Genomic DNA, 24,890 nt, shown 5'->3' on the forward strand with positions numbered 1-24,890 from the left:
GAGCGACTTTCGACCCGGCATGGTAGGAGAGGAACGAGCCAAGGGCGGAATGAGATGAACGCAGCACCCTTCGACATCATTCCGGCGTGGCGGATCGCACGGTTAAGGGCGGCCTTGCGCGATGCGGAACAGCGTGGCGCAACCCCGGATGATGAGGGTCACGATCTCACCCACCGTGCCCTGCAGCGTCGCTTCGTGCTGGCCCGAGGACGCGCAAAGCATGGGTCGAGACTCGCCTCCAGACCAAAGACCACACGCAAAGGCCGCAGCTTTCCGCACCTGAAACTGGTGGTTATCTGGCGGGCCATCCTGAGCCATCGCCCCTCGGGTTGGAAGCAGGGCGATGCAGCGCCATTTGGCAGCATTCGCAACGCGCATGATCAGGCTGTTGCTGCGTGCCGCGCTGCTGGCCTTGCACCACCGCGCTACCGCACCGTCTATGTCCTGTGGCATCGCGGCGTACCGCCGGTGGACGTCATAGCGGCGTTGCGTGCCGCGCGGCGATCAGGATGGCAGTTGATCGGCAATCAGGATGAGGTGCGAGGCCGCTGTCGCTTCTTCAGGGGAGCGAGAGCGGCGACGGTGTGATCCGTCAGGACCACACCGTCTGGCAGTCGTGGCCGACCGGCTAAGGATTGGATGTCTTCACGCCAATGAGGAATCCACCCTTTGCCCGGCCGCCATATCACCGACTGCCAGATGAGGCTGTACATGAAGTTTCGCCAAACCAACACCGCCCCGATCGCCGCTGCCAAAGCCGGCTTCAGTCCCTCCACCGCCTCTCGCATCGACAAGGACCCGCGCCTGCCCTCGCACAGGAAAGCCCCACGCGGGCGCCGGCGCCCCGACCCGCTCGCACGCGTCTGGGACAGCGAGATCGTTCCTCTGCTCCAATCAGCCCCGAGCCTGCGCCCCGTGGCTCTCTTCGAGGAGATCATCCGCCGCCATCCCGAGCTCGGCACCGGTATCCGCCGCACTCTGGAGCGCCGCGTCCGTTCCTGGCGCGCCCTGCATGGCCCCGAGCAGGAAGTCATCTTCCGCCAGGTGCACGAGCCCGGACGCATGGGCCTGTCCGACTTTACCGACATGGCCGATCTGGCCGTCGCGGTCGCCGGCCAGCCCCTCGATCACCGGCTCTATCACTTCCGGCTCGCCTATTCCGGCTTCGAGCATGCCCACGTGGTGCTCGGCGGTGAGAGCTATGTCGCGCTGGCCGAGGGGCTGCAGAATGCCCTCTGGGCACTCGGCGGCGCTCTACGCGAGCACCGCAGCGACAGCCTCTCGGCGGCCTTCCGCAATCTCGATCGTGACGCCCGCGACGACCTGACCCGGCGCTACGATGCCCTGTGCAGCCATTACGGCATGGAGCCGAGCCGCAACAATACGGGCATCGCGCACGAGAACGGCGCCATCGAGAGCGTGCACGGCCATCTCAAGAAGGTGATCGAGGACGCCCTGCTGCTGCGCGGCTCACGCGACTTCGCCGATCTTTGTGCCTACCGCCGCTTCGTCGACGAGGTGGTCGGGCGCCGCAATGCCCGCAATACTCCGCGCATCGAGGTCGAGCGCGCTGCCCTTCAGGACCTGCCGGACCGGCGCACCGCCGATTACGAGGATGCCATCGTCACGGTGACCTCGACCAGCGGCTTTGTCCTGCGCAAGGTGTTCTACAGCGTGCCCTCGCGCCTGATCGGCCATCGGCTACGCGTGAGGCTCTTTGACGATCGCCTCGAGGTCTATCTCGGTGGCACGCACCAGATGACGCTGCCGCGCGGGCGGGCCCATCCCAACGGCCGGCACGGGCATGTGGTCGATTACCGGCACGTGATCCACTCGCTCAGACGCAAGCCCATGGCCTTGATGGGGCTGGTCTATCGTGACCAGCTCTTCCCCCGACAGGTCTACGTCCGTGCCTTCGAGGCGATGTGCGCCAAACTGCCTGCCCGGGTCGCCTGCCGCACCATGGTGGATCTGCTCGCCCTGGCGCACGAGCGCGCCTGCGAGGCCGAACTCGCCGCGCGCCTCGATGCGGATCTGACGGCCGGCCGGCTGCCGGATCTCAAGAGCTTGCGCGTGCTGTTCAGTCCGGATGCCGGTGCCGTGCCCGACATTGTGGTCTCCTATGCCCCGCTCAGCGCCTACGAGGAGCTTGCCGGCGGGCATCAGGGAGAGATCGCATGACGAGCCCCGATATTGATGCCGGCCGCCTGAGCCTGGCGCTCAACGACCTGCGGCTTCCGGCCATCAAGACGATCTGGCCGGACTTCGCCGCCCGCGCCGACAAGGAAGGCTGGCCGGCGGCCCGCTTCCTGGCGGCTCTGGCCGAGCACGAGATGGCCGAGCGCGCCAGCCGGCGCATCCAGCGCCATCTCGACGAGGCCCGTCTTCCTCCCGGCAAGACCCTCGACGGCTTCGACTTCTCCGCGGTACCAATGATCAGCAAGGCCCAGGTGATGGCGCTGGCGGCCGGGGACAGTTGGCTCGAGAAGGGCGCCAATCTGTTGATGTTCGGCCCGCCCGGCGGCGGCAAATCGCACCTGGCGGCCGCGCTGGGCTTGGCTCTGGTGGAGAACGGCTGGCGGGTGCTGTTCACCCGCACCACCGACCTGGTGCAGAAGCTCCAGACAGCACGGCGGGATCTTCAGCTCGAGGCGGCGATTGCCAAACTCGACAAGTACCATCTGCTGATCCTCGATGACCTCGCCTATGTCAGCAAGGATCAGGCAGAAACCAGCGTCATCTTTGAACTCATCGGCGCCCGGTACGAGCGTCGCTCGCTCTTGATTACGGCCAATCAGCCCTTCGGCGAATGGGGAAAGATCTTTCCGGATCAGGCGATGACACTCGCCGCGGTCGATCGTTTGGTGCACCACGCGACGATCTTTGAGATGAATGTCGAGAGCTATCGCCGCCGAACCGCCATCGAGCGTAAACGGGGACCGGGACGCCCGCCGACGCGCGCGACAATCAAGACCTCATCCTGATTGACGCTCGCAGCGACAATCAAGAAAGCGCTTGCATCTGTGTCGCGGCGCGACAATCATCATGCCCGCCGCGACAGCCAATCACCATCCTGATCGCCGCGCGCTCCCAATCCAGATTGTCGCGCAATAGTTGCGACGCGAACGTCAAAGTTCACTGGATTGACAAACGGGTGGCTTGTGCCAGTCCCGAGACCGCTTGTGAGGGCATGTTTCTGTTTTCCGAGACTTTCATCCCCGCCTGCCCCGGTGCACCACCCGTTCGATCTCCTCACCGCCAGCGCCGACAACTCCCGCCGGATCGACTGCCGTTTCCAGTTCCTCTGCGGCAACCGCGAACAATGGGCTTTTGCGCTTTGAGGCGAGCGCAAAGTGCGCCAGCAGCGCGAGGAGAGCCATGCCGGGCATCACCGTCGCCAACGCCGTCAGGGGATCGCTGAAGAGCAGAGCCGCAACGGCAGTGCCAGAGAGCCCAACGCCAATCTGCAGAAAGCCGGCCAGAGCCGAGGCCGCACCGGCCACCTTCGGAAAGCCCGCCAGGGCGCCCGTGGTCGCACCTGGGATCACCAGCGCGCTGCCGAAGGCCCAGATCAGAACTGGGCCCATGGCCGTATACAGGGAGAGCGGCAGAAGGCGCAGGCCAAGGCCAAACCCCAAGGCTGACACCGCAACGAGCATCAGCCCGATTGGGACCAGGCGCATCACCTCAATCCGACGCAGCAGTCGGCCCGTGACCGTTGCCCCCAGAGCATAGGAGCCGGTCTGCATCAGCATCACCAGACCGAACTGGGTTGGTGTCAGTCCGATCTTCTCCATCAGCACGAAGGGAAGAATGACCGCCATGGTATAGAACGCGCCGACCGCGCACCCGAGGACGAGGCTCCCGCGCATGAAGCCTTTGTCCATCAGGAGCATGGCATAGTTCCGCAGGACCTGGCCCGGATAGGCTTGTGTGGGATCAGGGGCGGCATTGGTCTCGACGCACCACAAGCCCATCACCAGCAGGGCGACGAGGCCGTAGACCACCATGATGAGAAAGATCGCATGCCAGCCCAGGGTGCTCAGGAGCACGCCACCGATGGTCGGCGAGACTGCGGGTCCAACCGCCAGCATCAAACCGATCAGGTTCATGATGCGCGCTGAGCTCTGACCGGTGAACTGGTCGCGCACGATCGCGCGTGAGATCGCCACGCCCGCGGCGACGCCGATGCCTTGCAGGGCTCGCCCGATCAGCAGCCAGGTGATCGAAGGCGAAAAGACGGCAATGACACTGCCCACGACATAGACGGAGAAGAATCCGAGGGCGACCGGCCGCCGGCCAAAGGCATCAGAGAGGGGCCCGCAGACCAGCTGGGCAAAGGCAAAGCCAAACAGATAGACCGACAACGACATCTTGATGGCCGCCGGTGTGGTGTGCAGCACCTCAACAAGCGTGGGCATCGCGGGTGTGTAGAGCGCCATGCTGACGGAGCCGAGGGCCACGATGAGCGCCCCAATTACAGCGGTACGGGTCTCGGACATGAGGGGCTTCATGCCTGCCCCCTCCCCGGCTCGCGGCTAGCAAGATTCGCCCGCATGCGCTTCAGCAGGGTCCGGAGCATCTCAACCTCTTCGGGATGGAAGTCCTGCAGAGCCCCATCCTGGACCTGCCTCGTGATCCTCTGAATCTGCTTGAGGGTCGATTGTGCATCCGGGGCAAGCTGCACGATTTTGGCGCGTCGATCTGTGGGATCCGGCTCCCGCGCGATCAGGCCCCGGCTTTCCAATCTGTCGAGAAAGATGACGAGCGTCATGGGCTCGACATTCATCTGAGCCGCGAGAGCGGTCTGGCGTGAGGCTGGATAGAGGGCAACATACGCCAAGGTACGGGCTTCGCCGGCCGTCAGTCCCAGACCAGCCTCCTCAAAGGCCCGATCGATCTGGAGGCGCAGAAGCCGTGCCCCGTCCACCAGCAGGAGGCCGATCGTCTCTTCAGTATATTTAGTAAGCATCTCTTATTATCGAGGATCCTTACTAAATCGAGAAGGCTGCCGGCGCACAACCCTGACCTGCGCCACCAGTATGATTGTATGCTCCGAGCCAACCAAATCCGGATGGGTGTTCGGGCCAGCGGCACTCGGTTGGCCCTACCTGATCTGATTTGAACGTGCAGCCTCTTCGGCGGCGCTCCGGGACGCTGCGCTGCCTCTCATTAATCCGGAGCTCGCCACTTTATTGCCACGGTTCCCTTGCCCAACTAGCCTTCCTCACGTGATGATCGATCATCGAAGGGTGGCGCATGCTGTTCCACCAGAGGGAAACACGAGGGACTCGAGACGAGAATGGCGACTGGCACTGTTAAATGGTTCAACGAGAGCAAGGGCTACGGCTTCATTACGCCTGATACGGGCGGCAAGGATGTCTTCGTTCACATCAGCGCTGTCGAGCGCGCCGGCCTTCGAGGCCTCAATGACGGGCAGAAGGTCTCCTACGAGGTTCAGGCGGACCGCCGGACCGGCAAGGAATCGGCTGTCGACCTGAAGGTCTAAGGCCTCCCATATGGAGTGGGCCGCCCCGCTTGCTGATCAGCCGCTCCTGTTTTGGGGGCGGCTTTTTTGCTGCGCCCGACCCTGTTGCTATACTTGGTTACTTGACAGGCACAAACAGCCTGAACTGATCGGCGATGCTGAGCGCGCGCAGCCAAGAATGCCGACGGTGCAACGATCCGGAGTCGAGACGAGGAGCGGCCGAGCATCGTGTCCTCGCAATCAGAGAAGTGAGATCGGTACCAGCAGTCTCAAGCAGCATCCTTGGGCAAGCTCTTGGACGGAGTCTTGTGAGCAACGTAGGGGCGGCGGATCCCGGCAGCCGCAAGCCTTGCCTCCCTGGCCCGGATGCGCTCCCGGTGGGCCGTGTAGAGACCGCTCGCCGCGATGACGAGCCCGCCGGCGAGGGTCATGACCCCCGGGATTGTGCCGAAGACGGCGAAGCCGAGCAGCCCGGCGAATAGGAGCTGTACATAGGAGAAGGGCGCGATGATAGACGCCGCGGCCTTGCGATAGGCCAGGATGATGAGCCAGTGGCCCATGGTCGAGCAGCTGCCCATCAGGACGGCCAAGCCGATCTCACCAGCAGTGGGTGTGCGCCAGTGGAACGGCACAAAGGCTGTCAGAGCAACTAGCCCGATCACAGCCGACCACGCCAGGGTCGCCTCAGGCCGTTCAGAGCTCATCAGGCGGGTGGCAATGGCGGCCAAAGCCCAGGCGAGCGCTGCGCCAATCGGCAGCAGGGCAGCCACCTGGAAGGCCGAGCCGCCAGGCTGCACGACGAGCATCACGCCAAGGAAGCCCACTGCCACCGCGGCCCAGCGCCGGATACCCACCTTCTCGCCAAGAAGCGGGATCGACAGGGCGGTGATGAAGATCGGCGAGATGAAGTTGATCGCCGTTGCCTCGGCCACCTGGAGGTAGCTCAGTCCGAGGATGAAGAGCACGGCTGAGCCTGCGACCGCCAGCGCCCGAATGATCTGGAGGCGCAGGCGCGGCGTGTGCATCGCCCCCGTGCCGCGTGCGACGAACACCGTTGGAACGACCACCAAGCCGAAAATGAGGTAGCGCAGCCAGGCGACTTCGATCGCAGGCAGCGTGCCTGTCAGCACCTTCGCAGCAACATCGCCCATGGCGAAGAAGACGGTCGATAGAAGGGCCAGGCCGATGGCGGCGAAGGTCGCGTCCCTGGCAGGAGCGCTGCTCTTCGTGCTCGGTCTCGCGGGGACGACCTCAGTGATGGCGGGACAGTCGGCGACGGCGGAGACTGAGGAAGGAGGGCTCATGGGTGCGTGGAAGATCTCGGCGAGAGCATGGGGCTTCACGCGCTCTGTTGCGCCGGCACGATGGACCGACGCTGCTGAATCTTGCGTGAACTGGGCTTCTAGCCTCGCGCGGGGCACACCTGCGCCAGCCGCATGACGTGGCAAAGGTTCCTGCCATGCCCAATCAGGTCCGCACGGGCATGCCGATCCGCGCGTCGTGCTCGCGCAGCCAAGCCATCATCGGAATGCTCAGCAGCACCATCCAGACTTTGCCAAGGATCTGCGGCAGCAGGAACTCGAGGCTGCCGAATGCCAAGTACAGGAAAACGGCACTGTCGATGATCAGCCCCACGACACTGCTCGCGACCACTGCCAGGATCAGGCCCCGCTGCTGCAACGGCGTGTAGACACCCAAATCCGCCAATTCGGACAACAGAAACGCCGCTGTCGATGCGAGAATAAGGGATGGAGGCGCAAGAACAGCTGAGAGAATTGCACCAACGCCGATGGCCGCCAGCGCCCAGTACCGCCCCAGACGCCGCTGCACGAGGTCGCGCAGTACGAGGGCCAGGCCAACCACGAGCACACCACTGGGGGCTGCCAGGCCAGGGGCGATGGGGATGAGACATGGGCCGTCCGGAACGCAGGCCGTTCCGACATGGCCGACGAGCCAGTTGGCCGCCGGGATGCAGGCCGTAAAGCCCGCGAGAAATGCGATCCCCTCAATCCGGCGCCGTTGAGCAGGCGTCATGGTCGTGTCCTCCACAGAATTCATGTCACCAGTGTGGTTGCTCTGGCTAAGCCTGAGGCGGCTGCCCGGCTTGGTGCTCGCGACAGGCTTCGATCCAGTAGTCCGGATCCTCATACGAGGTTGGATCCTCGATACCGGCGAGATGAAAGGCCTCGCGCCGCTCGACACAGGTGCCGCAACGCCCGCAATGACGCTCGCCACCCTGGTAGCAGGACCAGGTATCGGCAAAGGACACGCCCAACCGGGCGCCTTCACGCACGATGTCGGCTTTGTTGAGCCGCACGAAGGGAGTGTAGAGCGCGATGCGAGCGATCCCCTCCAGCGCATGGCGCTGCATGGTCTCGAAGCTCTCGATGAAGTCCGGGCGACAATCCGGGTAGATGAAGTGGTCGCCACCATGGACCGCGGCCGCCACCGCCTCGACCTGGTCGGCAGCAGCGACGCCGAAGGCAATCGCCAGCATGATGGCGTTGCGGTTCGGCACGACCGTGATCCGCATCGTCTCTTCGGCATAATGCCCCTCTGGAACAGGCTCCCCGCTGGTGAGGGCCGATCCCGTTAATCGGTGCCCGACTGCGGTAATGTCGACGGTGTCGTGCGGCACAGCGAGGCAAACCGCGCAGGCCCGCGCGGCGTCGAGTTCCTTTTTGTGGCGCTGGCCATAGTCGAAGGATACCAGGCGCGTGAGCGTGTGCTCAGCCGCGACTTTGTGCGCGAGCGTGACGGAGTCCAATCCGCCGGAACAGACGACGAGGGTCTTCACCAGAACTCCTTGTTTTGACCGGGTAGGCTGCGACCGGGTCGGCTCACGTGCCGACGAACGTTGAGCAGAGGGAAGACGTGAATGCGTGGCTTCACCAAGCTCTCACCCCATCTGCGTCACGGCATAAGGACCGAGGCGGGTGCACGTGTCAACGAGAATACATTCCGGCATACGCTCTTCCAAAAGCCTGACCTCGATTGCACGACAGGACCGCGCCGAGACCCTCCGCCGCGGAGTCATGCTCTCGTCTTGACGCTGGCAGGAGGGACACCGATATGGCGAAGGATTTTCGGCTGGACGCTTCAGGGCAAGAGTGGTGCATGGCGGGACGGGTTCGAGGCCGAAAGAGCTCCCGTGAGAAAATTCTCGACGCGGCTGCGGAGCTGGTAAGCGAGATGGGTTCGGGGCGGCTGACGCTCGACACCGTGGCCGAACGGGCCGGGCTCAGCAAGGGTGGGCTTCTCTACAACTTTCCCACCAAGGAGGCGCTGCTTCAGGCCATGGTCCAGCGCCTCGTGGATGAGGTGTCGGCGGAGCGGGAGTCCCTCCGCGCTCAGGCCGAGCCCGGGCGCAACCTGGAAGCCCGCCCGTGCACGGCGGCGCTGCTCAAGCTACGTCAGGGCAGGACGAAGGAGGTCGCGAATGGCATGCTGGCCGCCTCGGCCGAGAACCCGCACCTGCTCGATCCCGTGCGCGAGGTCATCAAGGCGACCCTGGAGAACCTGAAAGCCACATCGGACGATTTGGATGCGGCGCTTCTGGGCTGGCTGGCCATTGAGGGTATGAACAGCCTCGAGATGCATGACCTCAGCCCTTTTTCGGAGGAGGAGCACGAGCGGATCGTCCAGGCGGTCAAGCGCCTGCTCCTCAGAGGAATCGCTGAGTAGAGCCTCCAGGCGCAGGGCGGACGAGCCGGATTTGGAGGCGCGGAATCCATCCTTCGTGCTGCTCGAGGTAGCACATCCATGAGCCTACGCTTGCAGGGGCTGCGCCAGGTCCCGATCATGTCAATGCGCTTTGGCGGAAGAGGAGTTGTGGCTCTCAATACACCAGAGTCCTCCAACATCATCGATAAACGCAAACCCACTGATTATCGACGGTAAAAAAACCCGCCGAGCGCCATCGCTTTAATAGGCGAAAAGCATTCGCTCGCTGCACCCCGCTATGGCCCTTCGCCTTCCAGCGTAAAACCGGCCTTGAGCACGACCTGATAATGGTGAACCTCGCCGTTCTCCACGTGCCCGCGGGTTTGTACCACCTCAAACCAGCGCAGGTTGCGCAAGGTCTGATCGGCACGCTTGATCGCGGTTTGGATCGCATCCTCGATGCTATTCGGCGACGAGCCCACGAGTTCAACAATCTTGTAGACGTGATCGGACATCACACGCTCCCCTCTCCTATCCAGATCCCAGGTAGCGCAGACACCGTCGCCTGCGAGGCCTGCCGGCTCCCAACAATCAAGGTACCATGATGATCAGGAGCACCGGCGCGGCTGGCGCAGGTCAGGGGTCGAGGTGTTCCTGTAGGTGTGAGGCAGCAGTCGCTCGAAGCTGCGGCGCACCGTACCGTAGCACTCGCAGGAGGTTTGCTCGAGGCCGGCCCGATCTATCACGGTGATCACGCCCCGGCCCTGCCGGATCAGCCCCGCCGCCTGCAGTGCTCGCGTGATGCTGCTGACGGTGGAGCGCTGCACCCCCAGCATATCGGCCAGGAACTCGTGCGTGAGCGGCACGGTGTCCCGATCCAGCCGGTCGTGCATGCTCAGGATCCAACGGCAGCACCGGGCCTCGACGCTGTGGACCGCGTTGCAGGCCACATTCTGCAGCACCCGGGCCATCATCGCTTCGGCAAAGTGCAGCACAAGCTGGCGCACCTTCGGACGGGTGCCGATCACCTCGTGCAGGCGATCTAACTCAATCTGCGAGGCGGTGCCGCCGGCTTGTACGATGTAGCGCCCAAAGGATTGGCGGGCTGTCATGGAGCTGACGAGACCCAAGGCCCCTTCCCGGCCATAGACCGCCATCTCGGCCGAGCGGCCATCCTTCAACACGGCCACCAGCGACACCACCGTGTTATGAGGAAAGGTGGCATGGCGCAGGGGATCGCCGGCCTCGTACAGCACCTGATCCTGGCGCAGGCTGATCCCGTGCAGGTGGGGCTCGAGCGCTGCAAAGTCGTCCGGCTCCAGCGCCGCCAGGAGCCGGTTGGCCCGGTAATCGACCTTTGGAGCGGGAGCAATGGCGCAGATATCGGCGACCGCCGCAAGGCCATGCTCGAGGACATCGCGATCCTGACCGCCGGCCAGACGATCTCCGAAGACCTCGGCATCAAGCTCGAGAACGTCACCCTCGACATGCTCGGCCGCGCGAAGCGCGTCCGCATCGAGAAGGAGAACACCACGATCATCGATGGTGCTGGGTCTACGCAGGACATCGAAGCCCGCGTGCAGCAGATCAAGGCGCAGATCGAGGAGACCACCTCGGACTACGACCGTGAGAAGCTGCAGGAGCGTCTGGCCAAGCTCGCAGGCGGCGTCGCGGTGATCCGCGTCGGCGGCGCGACCGAGATCGAGGTGAAGGAGAAGAAGGACCGCGTTGACGATGCGCTGCATGCGACCCGCGCTGCGGTGGAAGAGGGCATCGTTCCCGGCGGCGGCACGGCTCTGTTGCGCGCCAAGGCTGCCGTTCAGAAGCTGACCTCCGACAATGCCGACGTGAAAGCGGGCATCAGCATCGTTCTGCGCGCCCTTGAGGCCCCGATCCGCCAGATTGCCGAGAACGCCGGTGTCGAAGGATCGGTCGTCGTCGGCAAGATCAACGACAACACGAAGTCCGACACCTTCGGCTTCAACGCCCAGACGGAAGAGTTCGTGGATCTGCTTCAGGCCGGCATCGTGGACCCGGCCAAGGTCGTCCGCACGGCTCTGCAGAATGCAGCGTCGGTGGCTGGTCTTCTGGTCACCACCGAGGCCATGGTTGCCGAGACGCCGAAGAATGACGCTGCTCCGGCCATGCCCGGTGGTATGGGCGGCGGCATGGGTGGCATGGGCGGTTTCTAAGCCTCGTCTCCAGCACGACACAAGAAGGGCCCCGGAGCGATCCGGGGCTTTTCATTTGCGTTGGATCACACGGCGCTGATCCCCGGAAAACGATGCGCTCATTCTTTGTAAACCGTTTGGAGCAGACGATGCGTCATGTGTTCCCAGAGTCATGTTGTTCCCAGGTGCTTTCATGAAGAATGTTCGACGCTTCCTTGTGTCTCCATGCATCGCTCGTCTTATTGCGAGAGAGCGCGGAGTCGACCGTCAGATCGTTGAGAGTTATCTCTCGTCCCAGCCCGGCAAAGACCAATTGATTCGGCTGGAGGCTGATCAAGCTCATTTTGTCTTGTCAGGGCAGGATTAGTCAGGGGACCTGGAGGAAAAGCTTGCTCCCCTTCCGCGCGATCATGCCGAAGCCTTGTTTGGTCTCTGCATCGGGCAGATCTCCTACGACCGCCTCCACCTGTCCCTTCAAAGCGGCCTCAGCCATGCGATACAGCTTGACCGTGTCGTGTATCCGAGCCCCTTTGATCTTATCACCATCGAGTTCGCCGACGCTCAGCAGGCAGAAGCCTTTGAGGTTCCGACTTGGTTCGGCCCCGAGGTGACCGCCGAGTACACGTACGAATGGCGCTATATCGCGCTGAATGGCCTGCAGACGCATCACGAGGTGCCGCTCTCAAGCCAGCAGGTCGAGGCGGTGCTCGATCTGCTGGATCAATCCCAGCCAGTCACGAAGGCAAACAATGGGTCTGCTGCTGACGACGTCATTGTCGCTCTCAGCCGCTCGCTTGAGACATCTGGCCTCCTGAAAGCCGCGAAGGACACTTCCCCTCCTCCAGGAGCTGAACCGCTTGCCGAAGAAATTCCTGAGCTGATGAAGGGGTCAGTTCAATAGCCTGAGTCCGGGTCGGACAAATCAAAGCGAGCGCTGCCATGATTAGGCAGCGCTCTTCTATTGCTCGCGTCACGAACTCTGACTTCAAACAGAATCATGCAGGAGCGCCTTGGAACTGCCGATGGTGCGAGGCATGCGAGCTCCGTTGCGCTGCCGATGATCTGTGTTGGTACAACCTATGAAGGAGCAGGCCACCGCTTGAGATCGCCACTGCACTAACGGAAGGCGATCCAATGTTTCGGCGTTGCCAGTTTCTGACGGATTGCTCGAGATGGCGTTCGGGATCCAATCTGGGCGAGGCGAGCTTTCTGACGCGCCGATCCGCCGGCGCGATCCTGCATATGCCATGTCTTGTTGGCTCTTCCCACATCCTGTTGCAGCCTGCTGAAACCGATCCGCCTGTGGGAGCGGAGCCGAGGGACCGTGGCAGGCGCGCTTGTACGCTTCGCCAGGCGCTTGCGTTCAACGTCTTGGCCGCGCGTCTGGATCACTGGCTGTGCAAGTATCCTAGTTGGATTTTCAATCTCTATTCCAATAGCGGCAAGATGCAGGCGGGCCCTTCTGCAGTACTCGATGCTGAGGGCGCTCATCTGCTCCGAGGCGTGCCCCGCGCGGTACTTCATCAGCGCGCGACATAGGCCGCCTCCAGCGAGGCGCCACGCTTTCGCCAAGTACCCCACGCCGTAGCGGAGATTGGTTCTCGGCTCGGCCAATTCGGCGGAGGTTCCCTGAAAGCCCAGCAACGCGGCGGTCTTGGGTCTCACCTGCATGAGCCCGATCTCGCCGATGCTGCCAACGGCGGTCGAATCGTACCGGCTCTCGATCCGCACCACTGCATCGACAAGAGCCGGCGGCACCCTGTTGGCTGCAGCCTCCTCGGCAATCGCAGGCAAGTACGCGGAGCGATCTTTGAGTGCAGGGGAAGGAGAAGAAATCTCCAGTACGGTGGGTGTTTCGATCGGCTCAAGATCGGGAGGCAGGGGAAGCGACGCAAGCTGCCAATCCACATCAATCTCAAGGACATTAAAGTCAGGCTCGGCTGATCCTGAATTTGGAAATAGCACGAGGAGCACTGTCGTGCAGGCGACAAGACACAAACTGAACATAGGCCATGATCCCTTGAGGGTGGCGCTCTACTCAGCTTTTCGCAAATGTGTTGAGGGATCGTTTATAGTGGTATTCCGAACCGTAGAGGCAAACAGGCTGAGTTCGACGAGAACTCGGCACACGACAGGCCCCTGATGGCATCGTCAAGCTGTCGGCGAACGACGTGTGATTCGCGGCTCACGTCGGTTCCGTTGCCCGACCGTCTTATCTTCGTCCCGCCTGTCTCCGAGTTTGTGGGAACGGCTTCGTCACTCTGCAACATCGTCCAGACTGTGAGGTCGGCTTAGCTGCGTCGCCTCACTTGGGGCAACCACGTATGGCCCTTACCTCTATGTCCCAGAGAAACGGGCTTTGCGCAGTGTGCACGTGACGCAAGCACCGGATGGCCTGTGAAGGGAGCCCTGAAATGGAAGCCCCCGGGGAGCACGAGGCGCTCCCCGGGGGCACGGTGTGGAGATGAGATGAGGCCGACAGGCTGCACCAACTGCTAGAGGCTGAGCCGATGCTCGTTTGCGTGTGCCAGTCTGGCTAGCTGCCAGCCTCAGTCCTCGTCTGCTCCACCCGTTCCAATGAGGATCTCGCGCTTGCCCGCATGGTTCGCAGGTCCGACGATGCCCTCGTTCTCCATCCGCTCCATCAGCGAGGCGGCGCGGTTGTAGCCGATCTGCAGCCTACGCTGGATGTAGCTCGTCGACGCCTTCTTGTGACGCAGCACGATCGACACCGCCTGATCGAACAGCTCGCCCGATCCCAGACCCATCTCGCTCTCGTCGAAGACCGGCGCCTCCACAGGCTCCTCTTGCTCCTCATCGTCAGCCGTAACCGCCTCCACATAAACGGGCTTGGCCTGACGTTTCAGGTGCGCCACTACCTTCTCCACCTCCACGTCCGAGACGAAGGGGCCGTGCACGCGAGCGATGCGTCCGCCACCCTGCATATGAAGCATGTCGCCCTGGCCCAGGAGCTGCTCGGCGCCCATTTCCCCTAAGATCGTGCGGCTGTCGATCTTCGACGTCACCTGGAACGAGATCCGGGTCGGGAAGTTCGCCTTGATCGTGCCGGTGATCACGTCCACCGACGGGCGCTGCGTCGCCAGGATGACGTGGATGCCGGCGGCGCGCGCCATCTGGGCCAGGCGCTGGATCGCGCCCTCGATCTCCTTACCGGCCACCATCATCAGGTCGGCCATCTCGTCTACGATCACCACGATGTAGGGCAGCGACGTGAGATCCATGACCTCTTCCGTGTACGTCAGTTCGCCTGTGGCCTTGTCGAAACCGGTCTGGACCGTTCGCGTAATGACTTCACCCTTTTCCCTGGCCTCGCTCACACGGGCATTGAAGCCGTCGATGTTGCGGACCCCGAGCTTCGCCATCTTCTTGTAGCGATCTTCCATCTCGCGCACCGCCCAACGCAAGGCGATGATCGCCTTCTTGGGATCGGTGACCACCGGCGTGAGCAGATGCGGGATGCCGTCGTAAACGCTCAATTCGAGCATCTTGGGATCGACCATGATCAGGCGGCATTCTTCCGGCGTAAAGCGGTAGAGCAGCGACAGGATCATGGTGTTGATCGCCACCGACTTGCCCGAGCCGGTGGTGCCGGCGACCAGGAGGTGCGGCATGCGGGCGAGATCAGTGATGACGGATTCTCCGCCGATGGTCTTGCCAAGGCAGAGGGGTAGTTTGTGTTTCGAGACCTCGAAATCTTCTGAGGCAAGCAGCTCGCGCAGGTACACCGTTTCGCGGGTCTCGTTCGGCAGCTCGATGCCAATGGCGTTGCGGCCTGGGATCACCGCCACGCGCGCGGACACGGCGCTCATGGAGCGCGCGATATCCTCCGAGAGCGCAATGACGCGAGATGACTTGATGCCGGGGGCCGGCTCGAATTCGTAGAGCGTGACCACCGGGCCTGGATGGACATGGATGACTTCGCCTTTGACGCCAAAGTCGCGGATCACCTTCTCCAACCGTCCCGCCGTCTCTTCCAGGATGTCCTCGGTCAGCTCCGGTCCTTCGCGTTCCGGCGGCTCAGCCAGCAACGCAATGTCCGGCTTCTGGTACGACCAACCCTCTGGTGCACCGGCGTGGGAGATCGGATGCCCCCAGGTCGACGGAGCGATCTTGGGAAGGTCCACGATGGGACCGTCCACCTGAAGCGGTTGGATCAGGGCAATCTCGGTCTGGCCCGGCCCTGTCGCAGCGTCTGGCATGGGCACCTCCTCCATCTGCTCCTGAGCCAGGATAGCCGCCTGATCCGGTGCCGGAACAGGGACAGGGGCGACTGACGATGCGGGTTGGGGTGGAAGGGCAACCTCCTCCGTCTGCGGTTTCTTGCTCGCCGTCGGCCGAAATTCCTCGTAGAGAGCGAGGTATCCGAAATCGACCTCCTCCTCGATAGGATCCGACACGCTGGCACCCGGAACCGCAGGAGCCGCTTCCTCGTCCGCTGCGGCGGTGATCCTGGTCTCGATGGCCGCTTCCTGGATTTGCTCGGATGGCGGTGCCGCTTCGATGACGGCATTCTCCACTGCGGAAGCCCCATCCGGATTGACTCGGCCTTCGTTGGGGAGCTCGGCGGCGACGACGGTGGTCTCCAGCATCTGCCCCTCAGCAGGGGCGGCTGCCAGGGCTTGCAGATCCTCCACCGGGCGGACTCCAGTCATGCCATATGCAAGGCCCTGCCACGAGAACGAAACGGCCGCGGACGTCAAGCTGAAGGGCGTGGCGGCCGGTTCGAGATGAAGCTCCAGGTGTTGTTTCTCGTGAGGCGCCTCATCCGCGGCAGGGACCTGCTGTGGCAACGGAAGCCGTGTCGCCGTTTCGATCGTCCGACGTGCGGAACCAGTCGTCTCTCCACGGTCTGCTGCGTCAGCCAAGGCAGCTTCCCTGTCGGCGAGCGATGCCAGCCGTTCTGAAACCGGATCCTTGGACGCCAGCGCCGACCGCAATTCCGCGATCTGGCTTCTGATTGCCGGCTCGGGAGCCCCGATCGACTCCTCGCCGATAACGGAGCGGACGTGCTCGCCAGGTGAGTTGACGGCAGGAGCTGCGTGCCCCGGCTCCGGGGACGCGGGTTCGCCGTGGCCGTTGCGGGCCCGGATGACCTTGTCCGGCGTACGCGTGGCCTTCACGCCCTCGGCAAGAACAAAGGCCTGACGCCATGGCGGCTCGTCACCTTCCGAGATCGGATCAGTTTCAGCATCCCTTCGAGCTTGCCTCAGCCGCACGATGTTGGTCATCTCGGGGGCATCTTCCTCTCCGGGCAGAGGTGGCGGGCAGAAGGGCGGCTTACGGGTCGAATGCATGATCTCGAACGCTGCTACTGAGAGATGATCAGCCGTGATGATTCCGGCATTGGCATGACTCTGGGGGGAAACTCTAAACAGAGGGTTAGGCTTTGCGGCGACCCATCCTGCCGGTCGGTCTTGCTGAAGAAATTGTCTCGGGATCCCAATTGGATTGAAATCTAGGAAATGGGGACTACGGCAGTTCTCGATCGGGCGGATTGAGGCCAAGCGCTTTTAGGCCTGTCACCTTTGTTTGATCGCACTCCCGGGTCGGTGCTTCACTTCGAGATCTGCCATTGGTCTCGTCCTGTACGGGATCGGGAGAGTGAGGCAGCTCAATCTGTCACGCGTCCTGATCGCATACGACGCGACCGGCACAAGGGGCCTAGCGAACTGGATCCGTTGCGAACTCGCGTTTCGTTAATCGGCTGCAACAGCTTTCAAAAATCATCGGCTGAAGCATCAAGGGCTTGAGGAGTATGGTACAGCGCCAAAGCGGCACTTGAAGTGGCTGTGCTCGACGCTTGCAAGCGATCTCTTGCAAGTCAGGTGATGCAGGAAAGTCTCAGCCCGGCGCTGCGTTAATGCGCGTGCTGAATCAGACTTGATCTGCCCGAGCCGGTCTGCGCCTATGCATCGCTCGAATTCCAGTTTCTGTCCAATGCTGTCCCTGTCCGTCGCTCTTGCTATCGCTGTACTCACTGCTGGATTTGCGGTGGCTTTTGCCCTTGGGATCGACAGCCTTCGGAGCGTTCGCTCGAGAATGAGCAAAAGCCTGTGACCATCCCTCAGCTGGAAAGTCGCCTCATCGGGCGGCGTTGACGCTCTGGTTGGCAGGCCTAGATCCAAAGCGTGATGTCATTCCCTTGGCACGCAGACGCCCTGGCTGATGGATCGAGCGACCTATCGCCGGGGCGTTTCTATTTCGGGGCTACTCCTGAAAGCAGAGAGGGCGCGGTTCAGGACCAACGACCCTCCCCTCTTGCTCAGTTGCGGATGGGCAGGGACCGCTTAGTCTATGAGACGTGGCTCAAGTAGTTGCCCCTACGGGAGTTACGGCGCTCCAGCTGAGAGTTAAGGCGAACCTCTCTCGGCTGGGGCGTTTCATTTTAGGCTCGACCTGCCGAGCAGTGCGCCATGCTGCCACGCCTCGCTCGAAGCGCTTGTCACTCCGGCAAATCAGCTCAGTCTGATCACAGCTGCCTATCGGCGACAGCTATCGACGAGCCCCGGGAGTTGGCACGGATGGACTGCCCTCCCGGGCTCCTCGTCGACTTGGCGCGATACCGGATTTGCCGGCTTTCTCAGCCGCAAAGCCCCAAGCCAGCCTGCTCTCCTACAAAAGGCCTTCCGCCGTAGTAGGATCGTGTGCATGCCCTTTGGACCGCCCGAGCGTCGTTCGAGTGAGCGCTTCCCCACCCACCTGAAAGGATGGATCGCGGACAAGACGACTCCGGCACCAATTGAATGCGCCATTTGGGACCTGTCGACGACTGGCGTGCGTCTCGTGGTGTCTGAGCCAGCCGCCATTCCCTTGGAGTTTCAGCTACAGATCCCAGACCACGAGGCAACCGCTCGGGTGCGCTTGGTCTGGACAGACGGGGTCCATTATGGGGCGACATTCACGGATTGAGGGGAGAACCCGACCAAGTCCAACGATGAGAGGGTTGAGGGTCCTGGGCTTGGCCGGGAGTACGGTCGGGCAACCGGTGTTCTAAGGTGCAGGGCGACGACTGAACCATCTGTGAATGCCGATCAGCATCCCGTGCGGAGTTCAGTGAAGGGGGTGTCAGCGCTCCCAGGCGTCGCCATGCCGATTGTTGGTTTTTATCGGTGGATCGCCGAGCCAAGCACAAAGATCCTCCAACGAGGCGAAGACATGTTCGAGCTCAGCGAAGGGTGTTGGCCTGCGGGCTGGAGGGACATCCTCAAGCAGTTCGGCTGTCCAGGTGTAAGGCTGGTAGGAGCTATTGCGCACCACACTGCCCACAACCTCTCCGTTCAGGAGGAGGTCATAGGCGCCGGGCGCCAGCTGGATCAGGCTGTAGGTCATCCGGATTCATATCAGAGGCAGGCTGTCAATCAATCCACTCATAGGCTCTTGCGATATCAGCGCCCTTGTGGCTGCAACGAACGGGCGAGTTCCCGGATCACACTGTCCTCAATGTTAAGCCGGTCGAATTCCTGTTCGGCCTCAGGATCTAGGGCCGGCTCGAATGTCTCGGGCGCACGCGCCGCCGGAGATGGACGCGGCTGGGGCTCGCCAGCGCGGTTATCCAAGGTATCGAGCAGGCTGTTGAGGGCCGCATCCGTGACCTCCACTTCTGGAAGTGATGGCAGACCAGCGAGGGCGATGACGCGGGACTTGTAGCTGGGATCAGTGGTGACCTCAGGCCCGAACCAAGCCGGGGGCTGGAACTTTCGCGCTGCCTTGTCTTGCTTGAACACAATGGTGATCAGATCAAGCGGTCCCGGACTGATGAAGCGATGAATGGCGGCGGTGTGGGAACCAATGTCCACACTAACATTCTGGAGTTCGACCTGTCCGGTGGCCAGCTCGAGCAGAGCTTCGGCCTGCAGACGGGAGATCGCAGCCAGGTCCTTGAGCGGTTCGGTTGACGGCTGGGAGACTAAGACGAGATGCCCTGCATCGCCTTCCAGCAGGACGTGGGTGCTGCGGCTTGGTCCTTCGGGGAAGTAGCCCTGCCGGACGAGCTGACCTCCCCTCTCCCTCTCGATCAGTCGAGCCAGGGCGGAGGCGAGCAGAAAGACACGAGTGGCGCTCATCGGGTCAGCCCTCCACAAAGGGTGCTGCTGGTCGATCCAGCGGATACCAGGTTAGGGTGCAACGTCGGGCAGGGATAGACAGTTCATCCCGATCTGCGTCCGACACACGCTGGCGATTAACAGAGCGCTTCGATGAGCGCCCCTGATTACCTTGGATGCCTCCTGAGTCAGCCTCTGATCAGGTGTTGGGCGTTGATGAGGGGGCGATCGGCGGTCCGGAGGTTCTCGCTTGCCCACATGGCAGCCTGAGTTCGATTGGCCGCTCCAATCTTGCGGAGGATGGATTTCACGTGGACCTTGATGGTGGCCTCCGTGATGTCGAGCTTTCGTGCGATGACCTTATTCGCCTCACCCCCCATGAGAGACTGGAGGATCACCATCTCTCTCGGTGAGAGTTTGCCTGCTCTCGGATCAGAAGAGGTTAACTCCGTTGCCGATGAGCCCTGAGCCGCACTTGAAGTCGCAGGTACCTGATTGAGAAGCGCCTGAAGCGTTGCCCCAGGCAAAACCTGTTCGCCCAACATTGTCAGTTCAAGGATGTTTATCAGGACCTCGCGCTCTCCGGTCGCGGCGCAGAAACTATCGACCTCCCTCGAGACCGCAAGACGGATCAGGCCAAGATCAAAGCTGTTGGCGATCAGCACAACACGGGCCGTCGGATTCTGGCGCTTGGCTGCGTCAAGAAACGCCAGCGTCTGGTCAGACGATCCGCTGGCATCAACAATAAACAGCGCCAGTTTTGCGCCAATCTCATCCGACAGAGCGGCATCCTCGTGGCGATCAACCACGGCAAAGCGTGTACCGGCTAGCAGATGGGTGAGACCTGCGCGCAGCAACGAACTGCCGCCGAGCAACATAGTTTCAATAACGGGATTTGACGCGCCGGAAGCGGCGGCTGTTTCCACAACCGGATCCGCGGCGCAGCCGTATTCATCTCTCAACATTCCCCGCCCCCTGAAGCCCACCTCGCGCACGCGCGGCACGTTCATCTATGAAGATGAAGAACCGGGACCGGATCAAGAGGTAGGCTGCCCGGTTTAGCCACTAAGGAGTAAACGTTACTCCGTAAGAATGCTGAAGCGTTAGACTCGTCTGAGGACGGTTATTGGTGAGGCCTCTGTCGAAAGTTCGCATAGACACAGGGGTGCTAATCTCTTTGCCGAGAAGGACAGGGTTTAGGGCCAGCCATGCAGCGGTGCTGATGCGGAACCCGATCTCGAATCCAACTTGCAAGGAAGAGTTCGCTCTGTCGCCACTCCGCAAGCTCGTCTTCCGTTTGGGCGTGCTGTCGAAATGCGCTCGTGGAAGCGTGTTTGGGCCTCCTTAAGCAGACGGCGTTTTCGGGCAAGGGGTTGAGAGGCCATTGAGGTGTCGTTCACAACGGCGGCAGCTGCCGCGTACAAATCGGCGGTTGCGGCATCTAACCCGGGATCTCGCTCGAACAGAACGACAAGGCTTGCCAGGTGTTGTCTGAGCAGCGTCTGCAAGTCACGAAGATAGGGCTGGTCTCCCCCGAACTCGATGGCTTTCACAGTCGGGGAGATGAAGGCCAACTTTTCTTCAAGCGTATCGGTGAAACTTTTCTCCGCCATGAGCAACCGTCTCCAGGTAAGAGGAAGCCCGCCCAGCTCTGCGTTCGCAGGTGAAAGCATGCGCTTGCATGGTTAACCAACAGTTTCGATCAGCGGAGGAAGGCAACACAACAATGGCCTGCCATCATTCCACCGCGATGTGATCAGCCACACTGCCGTTTTCCTGATCCTACGATCATATTCCTCCGGCGATATCGGTACCTATCGCAGGCGCCTTGGGAGGTCCGGTGCTCGGGCTTCGGGAGCGTTCTCGTTCGACCGCCGTTGTCGCTCATCGGAGGCAGGATAGGTTAGGGATGCAGTGTTGCAACCGGCATCGCATGGCCCTGACTGGAGTTTGGAAGAGGCTTCGCTGATCGTGACCGTCTGACGGCGTGTGTCGGATATCAATCTGGGATGAAGCACCCAATTTAGATCCCGTACGTCTTCGTTGGGAATTCGCAGTCCGCTCTGCAAGGGTTCATTTGAGGTCAACGAGCGGTCGAGCTGCGTCCAAAGTTGCTCTGCACAGGCGGATTGCCAAGCCAAGCACACACCTCTTCTAAGGTTGCGAAGTCGTGCTCGACGTTCTTGAACGGAGCTGGTCTCCTGGTCCTGGGCAGATCCTCGAGCAGCTCGGCTGTCCACGTCGTGTTGGTACTGCGGTGGCCAGCTCTGACTATGCTGCCCATCACTTGCCCGTTCAGGAGGAGATCATAGGCGCCGGGAGCGAGTTGGATCAGGCTGTAGGTCATGCTGGGTCTGAGAAATCAATCCGTTAGCTATGAAGGATGCACCCATCCGGCGCTGCCGGTCAGGTGCAGATGCTTGATATAACCGCATCAAGGCGAGGAGCCTAGCCTCACCACCACAAGCCAGCCCCTTCAGGCAAGAACGTGCCGTAGGTTCCGTGGGCGTAGATCAGCGGCCGTGTGGTTGACCGCAAGGTGATGTCTGCCACGGTTCCGAAGAAGACGCTGTGCGTTGCCATCTTTACGACTTCGGTTAGACGGCAGTCGAAGCTGACGAGAGCTCCCGCAAGTACCGGGGCACCGGTCAGCAGAGGCGACCATTCGCCCACGGTAAAGCGCTCCTCGCCCTTAAGTCCGGTTTCTCCCGAAAAGCAACGAGCGATGCTGTCCTGACCGCTCGCCAGCAGGTTCACAGAAAAGCGGCCGCTCGCGCGGATAGGCTCGTGAGCACTGGCCCCGGAATTGATGCACACCAGAAGCGTAGGCGGATCCGCCGAGACGGAGCACACGGCCGTTGCCGCAAGCCCGACCCGGCGGCCCTCGTGTTCCGTCGCGATGATTGCAACACCTCCGGCCAAGTGGCGCATGGCCTGTTTGAAATCATCTGAGGAGGCCATTGAACTCTCGCGTTGCCCTTGCATCGCAGCGGCGTCTACTCAGCGGCATTCAGGCTCTGCCCGGGCCTGCGATAGGACGCGCCTGGATGGGTATCAGGCAAGAGCGCCTGCCCCTGGCCGAACAGCTTCTCGCGTAGGGTGCCCTCGGCATAATCCCGCTTGTAGACGCCGCGCTCCTGCAGGATCGGCACGACCAGATCGACGAAATCCTCCAGCGTCTCTGGTGTTACCACGCGGCTGATGTTGAATCCGTCGACGTCGGCTTCCTCAACCCAGGACTGGAGCTCATTGGCGATCTCCTCGGCGGAGCCGATCAAAGGCGGGTTGCGGGCACCCAGCCCCTTGTCGAAGATCTTGCGCAAAGTCCAAACCTGGGAGCTGTCGCGGGTGAATGCCTCAAGCATCGATGCCATCGCATCTGTCTTCTGATATTGAAGCGGCTCATCAAGATCCTGTTTCGAGAAGTCGATGCCGACCGTGCTCGAGAAGTGCGCCAGCGCGCCCTCGGCGCTCGCATACTTGAAGTACTCCTCGTACTTCTCTTCCGCCTCCTTGCGCGTGCGCCCGACCACGATGGCGCGTCCCAGGAAGAACTGTATGCCATTCGGGTCCCGTCCCGCCTTGGCGGCTCGCTGCCGCACGTCCTCGACGGTCTTGCGGGTCTGCTCCTTGTTCGGTCCATAGAGGAAGACGCATTCCGCATGACTGGCCGCGAAGTCCTTGCCGCGTGCCGAGGCACCGGCCTGATAGAGCACTGGGGTCCGCTGCGGTGACGGTTCTGACAGGTGAATGGCATCGACGTTGTAGTGCCGCCCGGCATGCTGGACCCGATGCACCTTGTCGGGGCGGGCATAAAGACGCCGCGCCCGGTCCCGCACGACTGCATCACCTTCCCAACTGCCTTCCCAGAGCTTGTAGACCACCTCCATGAACTCATCGGCTATATCATAACGATCGTCATGCTCCCGCTGGGCCTTGAACCCCATAGCCCGGGCAGCGCTGTCGAGATAGCCTGTGACGATGTTCCACCCGACGCGGCCTCCGGTGAGGTGATCCAGCGTCGACATGCGGCGGGCAAAGAGATAGGGCGTCTCGTAGGTGAGATTGGCCGTGACCCCGAAGCCAATGTGCTTGGTAGCCGCAGCCATGACCGGCACTACCAGGAGCGGATCGTTGACGGGCACCTGCACGGCATTGGCCAGCGACGGGGCTGCACTGCCCTTATACACATCATAAACGCCGACGATGTCAGCCAGGAAGATGCCGTCGAACAGGCCGCGCTCGGCGGTCCTAGCGAGATGCTGCCAGTACTCGATCGTGTTGTAGGCCGTAGAACGGTCGCGTGGGTGGGCCCACAGGCCATGCTGGATATGGCCGACACAGTTCATGTCGAAGGCGTTGAGGCGGATCTGCTTCTTCATCTGAACCCCGCTGGGCTAACCCCTGATTGTATCTTTGCTGGCGTGTCCTTTCTATAGAACGCGTCCGGGATCTGGAAACCCCTTGAACGCGAAAAAGCTGAAAATGTCGCAACGGACACTGCAAATTTTGAGGGAAGTTGAAGAGTATCCATTCTGACAGTGATCGAATTGGTTCGTTATGAAGAACGAATCCTTGACAACAAACGGATCCCTGGCCACAGTGCCAGAAAGCACCTGCCCTTAAGCGCAGAGCCATCCAATCCCAGAGGGAAATCCCATGCTGCGACGCTTGCTTGCTGCCTCTTGCCTGTCCTTGATCACTCTTGTCGGCGCTCAGGCCGAGACGATCAAAGTCGGAGTTACGGCAGGCCCCTTCGCCGAGGTGCTCGACGTCGCTAAGACGAATGCGGCCCGTGAGGGGCTCATCATCGAGTCAGTGGAGTTCAGCGACTTCGTTGGGCCGAATGCAGCCCTGGCCGCGGGCGACCTGCAAGCAAATTCCTACCAGCACCGGCCTTTCCTGCAGGCTCAGATCGATGCCCGTGGCTACGACCTTGTCCCTGTTGGCAGGACAATTCTGGTTCCGATCGCTTTCTATTCCAAGCGCTACAAGAGCGTGAACGAGATCCCGGCAGGCGCGACGATCGCGATCCCAAACGATCCCAGCAACGAGGCGCGCACACTTCTGCTCCTCGAGACGACCGGTTTGATCAAGCTCCGCCCCGAGGCGGGCTTCAAGGCCACCCCGGTCGATATCATTGAGAACCCCAAGAACATCAAGTTCATCGAACTCGAGGCAGCGCAATTGGCGCGCACTCTCGATGACGTTCATGCCGCGGCGGTGAACAAGAACTATGCCCTTCAGGCGGGACTGAATCCTCTGGAGTCTCTCGTCAGGGAGGGACCGCAATCCCGCTACATCTGCGAAGTCGTGGTTCGTCGTCAGGATGTCGAAAAACCGTGGGTCAAGCAGTTGGTGGCTGCGTTCCAGTCCCCCAATGTGAAGGAGTTCATTGATAAGCACTTCAAGGGCGCCGTCATTGCCGGGTGGTAAGCCGGCAAGTCTGCAGGAAACCGAATCTTGATGAGTTTCCGGATCCTGCCGAAGCTGTCGGCCACATGC

23 protein-coding genes and 1 pseudogene are annotated in these 24,890 nt (G+C 61.9%); 9 read left to right on the forward strand and 15 right to left on the reverse strand.

What is annotated here, in order from left to right; genetic code table 11:
- Nucleotides 1-54: 54 nt before the first annotated feature.
- The 3 genes from JO965_RS44885 (at nucleotide 55) to istB (ending at nucleotide 2,984) form a co-directional block, all read left to right on the forward strand.
- Nucleotides 55-588, forward strand: a complete 534-nt coding sequence (locus tag JO965_RS44885; RefSeq protein WP_203447588.1) for a hypothetical protein — start codon at nucleotides 55-57, stop codon at nucleotides 586-588.
- 111 nt (nucleotides 589-699) lie between these two features.
- Nucleotides 700-2,181: an IS21 family transposase gene (istA, locus tag JO965_RS44890; RefSeq protein WP_246777293.1), complete on the forward strand. Its 1,482-nt coding sequence runs from the start codon at nucleotides 700-702 to the stop codon at nucleotides 2,179-2,181.
- Complete coding sequence (gene istB / locus JO965_RS44895; protein ID WP_203447590.1) at nucleotides 2,178-2,984, forward strand: IS21-like element helper ATPase IstB; 807 nt, start codon at nucleotides 2,178-2,180, stop codon at nucleotides 2,982-2,984. The genes istA and istB overlap by 4 nt, the downstream gene beginning before the upstream one ends.
- Nucleotides 2,985-3,212: 228 nt before the next feature.
- Here the strand turns inward: istB and JO965_RS44900 are convergent, their stop codons facing one another.
- Nucleotides 3,213-4,514, reverse strand: coding sequence for a multidrug effflux MFS transporter (locus JO965_RS44900; protein WP_203447591.1), 1,302 nt, complete (start codon nucleotides 4,512-4,514; stop codon nucleotides 3,213-3,215).
- On the reverse strand, nucleotides 4,511-4,972 hold the full coding sequence (locus JO965_RS44905; protein WP_203447592.1) for a MarR family winged helix-turn-helix transcriptional regulator: 462 nt from the start codon (nucleotides 4,970-4,972) through the stop codon (nucleotides 4,511-4,513). The genes JO965_RS44900 and JO965_RS44905 overlap by 4 nt, the downstream gene beginning before the upstream one ends.
- Before the next feature lie 330 nt (nucleotides 4,973-5,302).
- Here JO965_RS44905 and JO965_RS44910 point away from each other — a divergent pair, with 330 nt between their 5' ends.
- Nucleotides 5,303-5,509, forward strand: a complete 207-nt coding sequence (locus tag JO965_RS44910; protein WP_203447593.1) for a cold-shock protein — start codon at nucleotides 5,303-5,305, stop codon at nucleotides 5,507-5,509.
- 248 nt (nucleotides 5,510-5,757) lie between these two features.
- Here the strand turns inward: JO965_RS44910 and JO965_RS44915 are convergent, their stop codons facing one another.
- The 3 genes from JO965_RS44915 to queC all read right to left on the reverse strand — a co-directional run bounded on the left by JO965_RS44915 (nucleotide 5,758) and on the right by queC (nucleotide 8,285).
- The gene (locus JO965_RS44915) at nucleotides 5,758-6,831 is read right to left on the reverse strand and encodes a DMT family transporter (RefSeq protein WP_246777294.1); all 1,074 of its coding nucleotides are present in this window, start codon (nucleotides 6,829-6,831) and stop codon (nucleotides 5,758-5,760) included.
- A gap of 124 nt (nucleotides 6,832-6,955) precedes the next feature.
- Nucleotides 6,956-7,522, reverse strand: a complete 567-nt coding sequence (locus tag JO965_RS44920) for a VUT family protein (protein ID WP_203447594.1) — start codon at nucleotides 7,520-7,522, stop codon at nucleotides 6,956-6,958.
- Between the two features lie 46 nt (nucleotides 7,523-7,568).
- Nucleotides 7,569-8,285: a 7-cyano-7-deazaguanine synthase QueC gene (queC, locus tag JO965_RS44925; protein WP_203447595.1), complete on the reverse strand. Its 717-nt coding sequence runs from the start codon at nucleotides 8,283-8,285 to the stop codon at nucleotides 7,569-7,571.
- 275 nt (nucleotides 8,286-8,560) lie between these two features.
- Between queC and JO965_RS44930 the strand changes: the two genes are divergently transcribed.
- Nucleotides 8,561-9,172 (forward strand): TetR/AcrR family transcriptional regulator, encoded by a 612-nt coding sequence (locus JO965_RS44930; RefSeq protein ID WP_203447596.1) that lies wholly within the window; start codon nucleotides 8,561-8,563, stop codon nucleotides 9,170-9,172.
- 275 nt (nucleotides 9,173-9,447) lie between these two features.
- Here JO965_RS44930 and JO965_RS44935 read toward each other — a convergent pair whose 3' ends face one another.
- Nucleotides 9,448-9,666, reverse strand: a complete 219-nt coding sequence (locus JO965_RS44935; protein ID WP_203447597.1) for a dodecin — start codon at nucleotides 9,664-9,666, stop codon at nucleotides 9,448-9,450.
- A gap of 93 nt (nucleotides 9,667-9,759) precedes the next feature.
- Nucleotides 9,760-10,407 (reverse strand): Crp/Fnr family transcriptional regulator, encoded by a 648-nt coding sequence (locus tag JO965_RS44940; protein ID WP_371827035.1) that lies wholly within the window; start codon nucleotides 10,405-10,407, stop codon nucleotides 9,760-9,762.
- 129 nt (nucleotides 10,408-10,536) lie between these two features.
- On the opposite strand from JO965_RS44940, the pseudogene groEL reads away from it, so the two are divergent.
- Nucleotides 10,537-11,343 (forward strand): annotated as a pseudogene (groEL, locus tag JO965_RS44945) (chaperonin GroEL); the annotation flags it as partial.
- Nucleotides 11,344-11,743: 400 nt separating this feature from the next.
- On the forward strand, nucleotides 11,744-12,223 hold the full coding sequence (locus tag JO965_RS44950) for a hypothetical protein (protein WP_203447598.1): 480 nt from the start codon (nucleotides 11,744-11,746) through the stop codon (nucleotides 12,221-12,223).
- 215 nt (nucleotides 12,224-12,438) lie between these two features.
- Here JO965_RS44950 and JO965_RS44955 read toward each other — a convergent pair whose 3' ends face one another.
- Together JO965_RS44955 and JO965_RS49940 are read right to left on the reverse strand one after the other, a co-directional pair.
- The gene (locus tag JO965_RS44955; RefSeq protein WP_246777295.1) at nucleotides 12,439-13,230 is read right to left on the reverse strand and encodes a lytic transglycosylase domain-containing protein; all 792 of its coding nucleotides are present in this window, start codon (nucleotides 13,228-13,230) and stop codon (nucleotides 12,439-12,441) included.
- 641 nt (nucleotides 13,231-13,871) lie between these two features.
- Nucleotides 13,872-16,637, reverse strand: coding sequence for a DNA translocase FtsK (locus JO965_RS49940; RefSeq protein ID WP_371827037.1), 2,766 nt, complete (start codon nucleotides 16,635-16,637; stop codon nucleotides 13,872-13,874).
- A gap of 1,354 nt (nucleotides 16,638-17,991) precedes the next feature.
- Here JO965_RS49940 and JO965_RS44965 point away from each other — a divergent pair.
- Nucleotides 17,992-18,252, forward strand: coding sequence for a PilZ domain-containing protein (locus JO965_RS44965; RefSeq protein ID WP_203447600.1), 261 nt, complete (start codon nucleotides 17,992-17,994; stop codon nucleotides 18,250-18,252).
- Nucleotides 18,253-18,408: 156 nt separating this feature from the next.
- Here JO965_RS44965 and JO965_RS44970 read toward each other — a convergent pair whose 3' ends face one another.
- The 6 genes from JO965_RS44970 to JO965_RS44995 form a co-directional block, all read right to left on the reverse strand.
- Nucleotides 18,409-18,672, reverse strand: coding sequence for a hypothetical protein (locus JO965_RS44970; RefSeq protein WP_203447601.1), 264 nt, complete (start codon nucleotides 18,670-18,672; stop codon nucleotides 18,409-18,411).
- Between the two features lie 56 nt (nucleotides 18,673-18,728).
- Nucleotides 18,729-19,406, reverse strand: a complete 678-nt coding sequence (locus tag JO965_RS44975) for a hypothetical protein (RefSeq protein ID WP_203447602.1) — start codon at nucleotides 19,404-19,406, stop codon at nucleotides 18,729-18,731.
- A gap of 167 nt (nucleotides 19,407-19,573) precedes the next feature.
- Nucleotides 19,574-20,350, reverse strand: coding sequence for a response regulator transcription factor (locus JO965_RS44980; protein WP_203447603.1), 777 nt, complete (start codon nucleotides 20,348-20,350; stop codon nucleotides 19,574-19,576).
- A 231-nt stretch (nucleotides 20,351-20,581) separates the two neighbouring features.
- Entirely contained in the window at nucleotides 20,582-20,998 is a 417-nt protein-coding gene (locus tag JO965_RS44985; protein WP_203447604.1) for a hypothetical protein, read from the reverse strand.
- An 841-nt stretch (nucleotides 20,999-21,839) separates the two neighbouring features.
- A complete protein-coding gene (locus JO965_RS44990) occupies nucleotides 21,840-22,346 on the reverse strand; it encodes a flavin reductase family protein (protein ID WP_246777297.1) in 507 nt (168 codons plus the stop codon).
- A gap of 35 nt (nucleotides 22,347-22,381) precedes the next feature.
- Complete coding sequence (locus JO965_RS44995; protein ID WP_203447606.1) at nucleotides 22,382-23,767, reverse strand: LLM class flavin-dependent oxidoreductase; 1,386 nt, start codon at nucleotides 23,765-23,767, stop codon at nucleotides 22,382-22,384.
- A 277-nt stretch (nucleotides 23,768-24,044) separates the two neighbouring features.
- Here JO965_RS44995 and JO965_RS45000 point away from each other — a divergent pair, with 277 nt between their 5' ends.
- The gene (locus tag JO965_RS45000; protein ID WP_203447607.1) at nucleotides 24,045-24,821 is read left to right on the forward strand and encodes a MetQ/NlpA family ABC transporter substrate-binding protein; all 777 of its coding nucleotides are present in this window, start codon (nucleotides 24,045-24,047) and stop codon (nucleotides 24,819-24,821) included.
- Nucleotides 24,822-24,890: the final 69 nt, after the last annotated feature.

Origin of the sequence: Microvirga sp. VF16 (genome assembly GCF_016864375.1) — a bacterium.
In the GTDB taxonomy this organism is placed as follows: domain Bacteria; phylum Pseudomonadota; class Alphaproteobacteria; order Rhizobiales; family Beijerinckiaceae; genus Microvirga.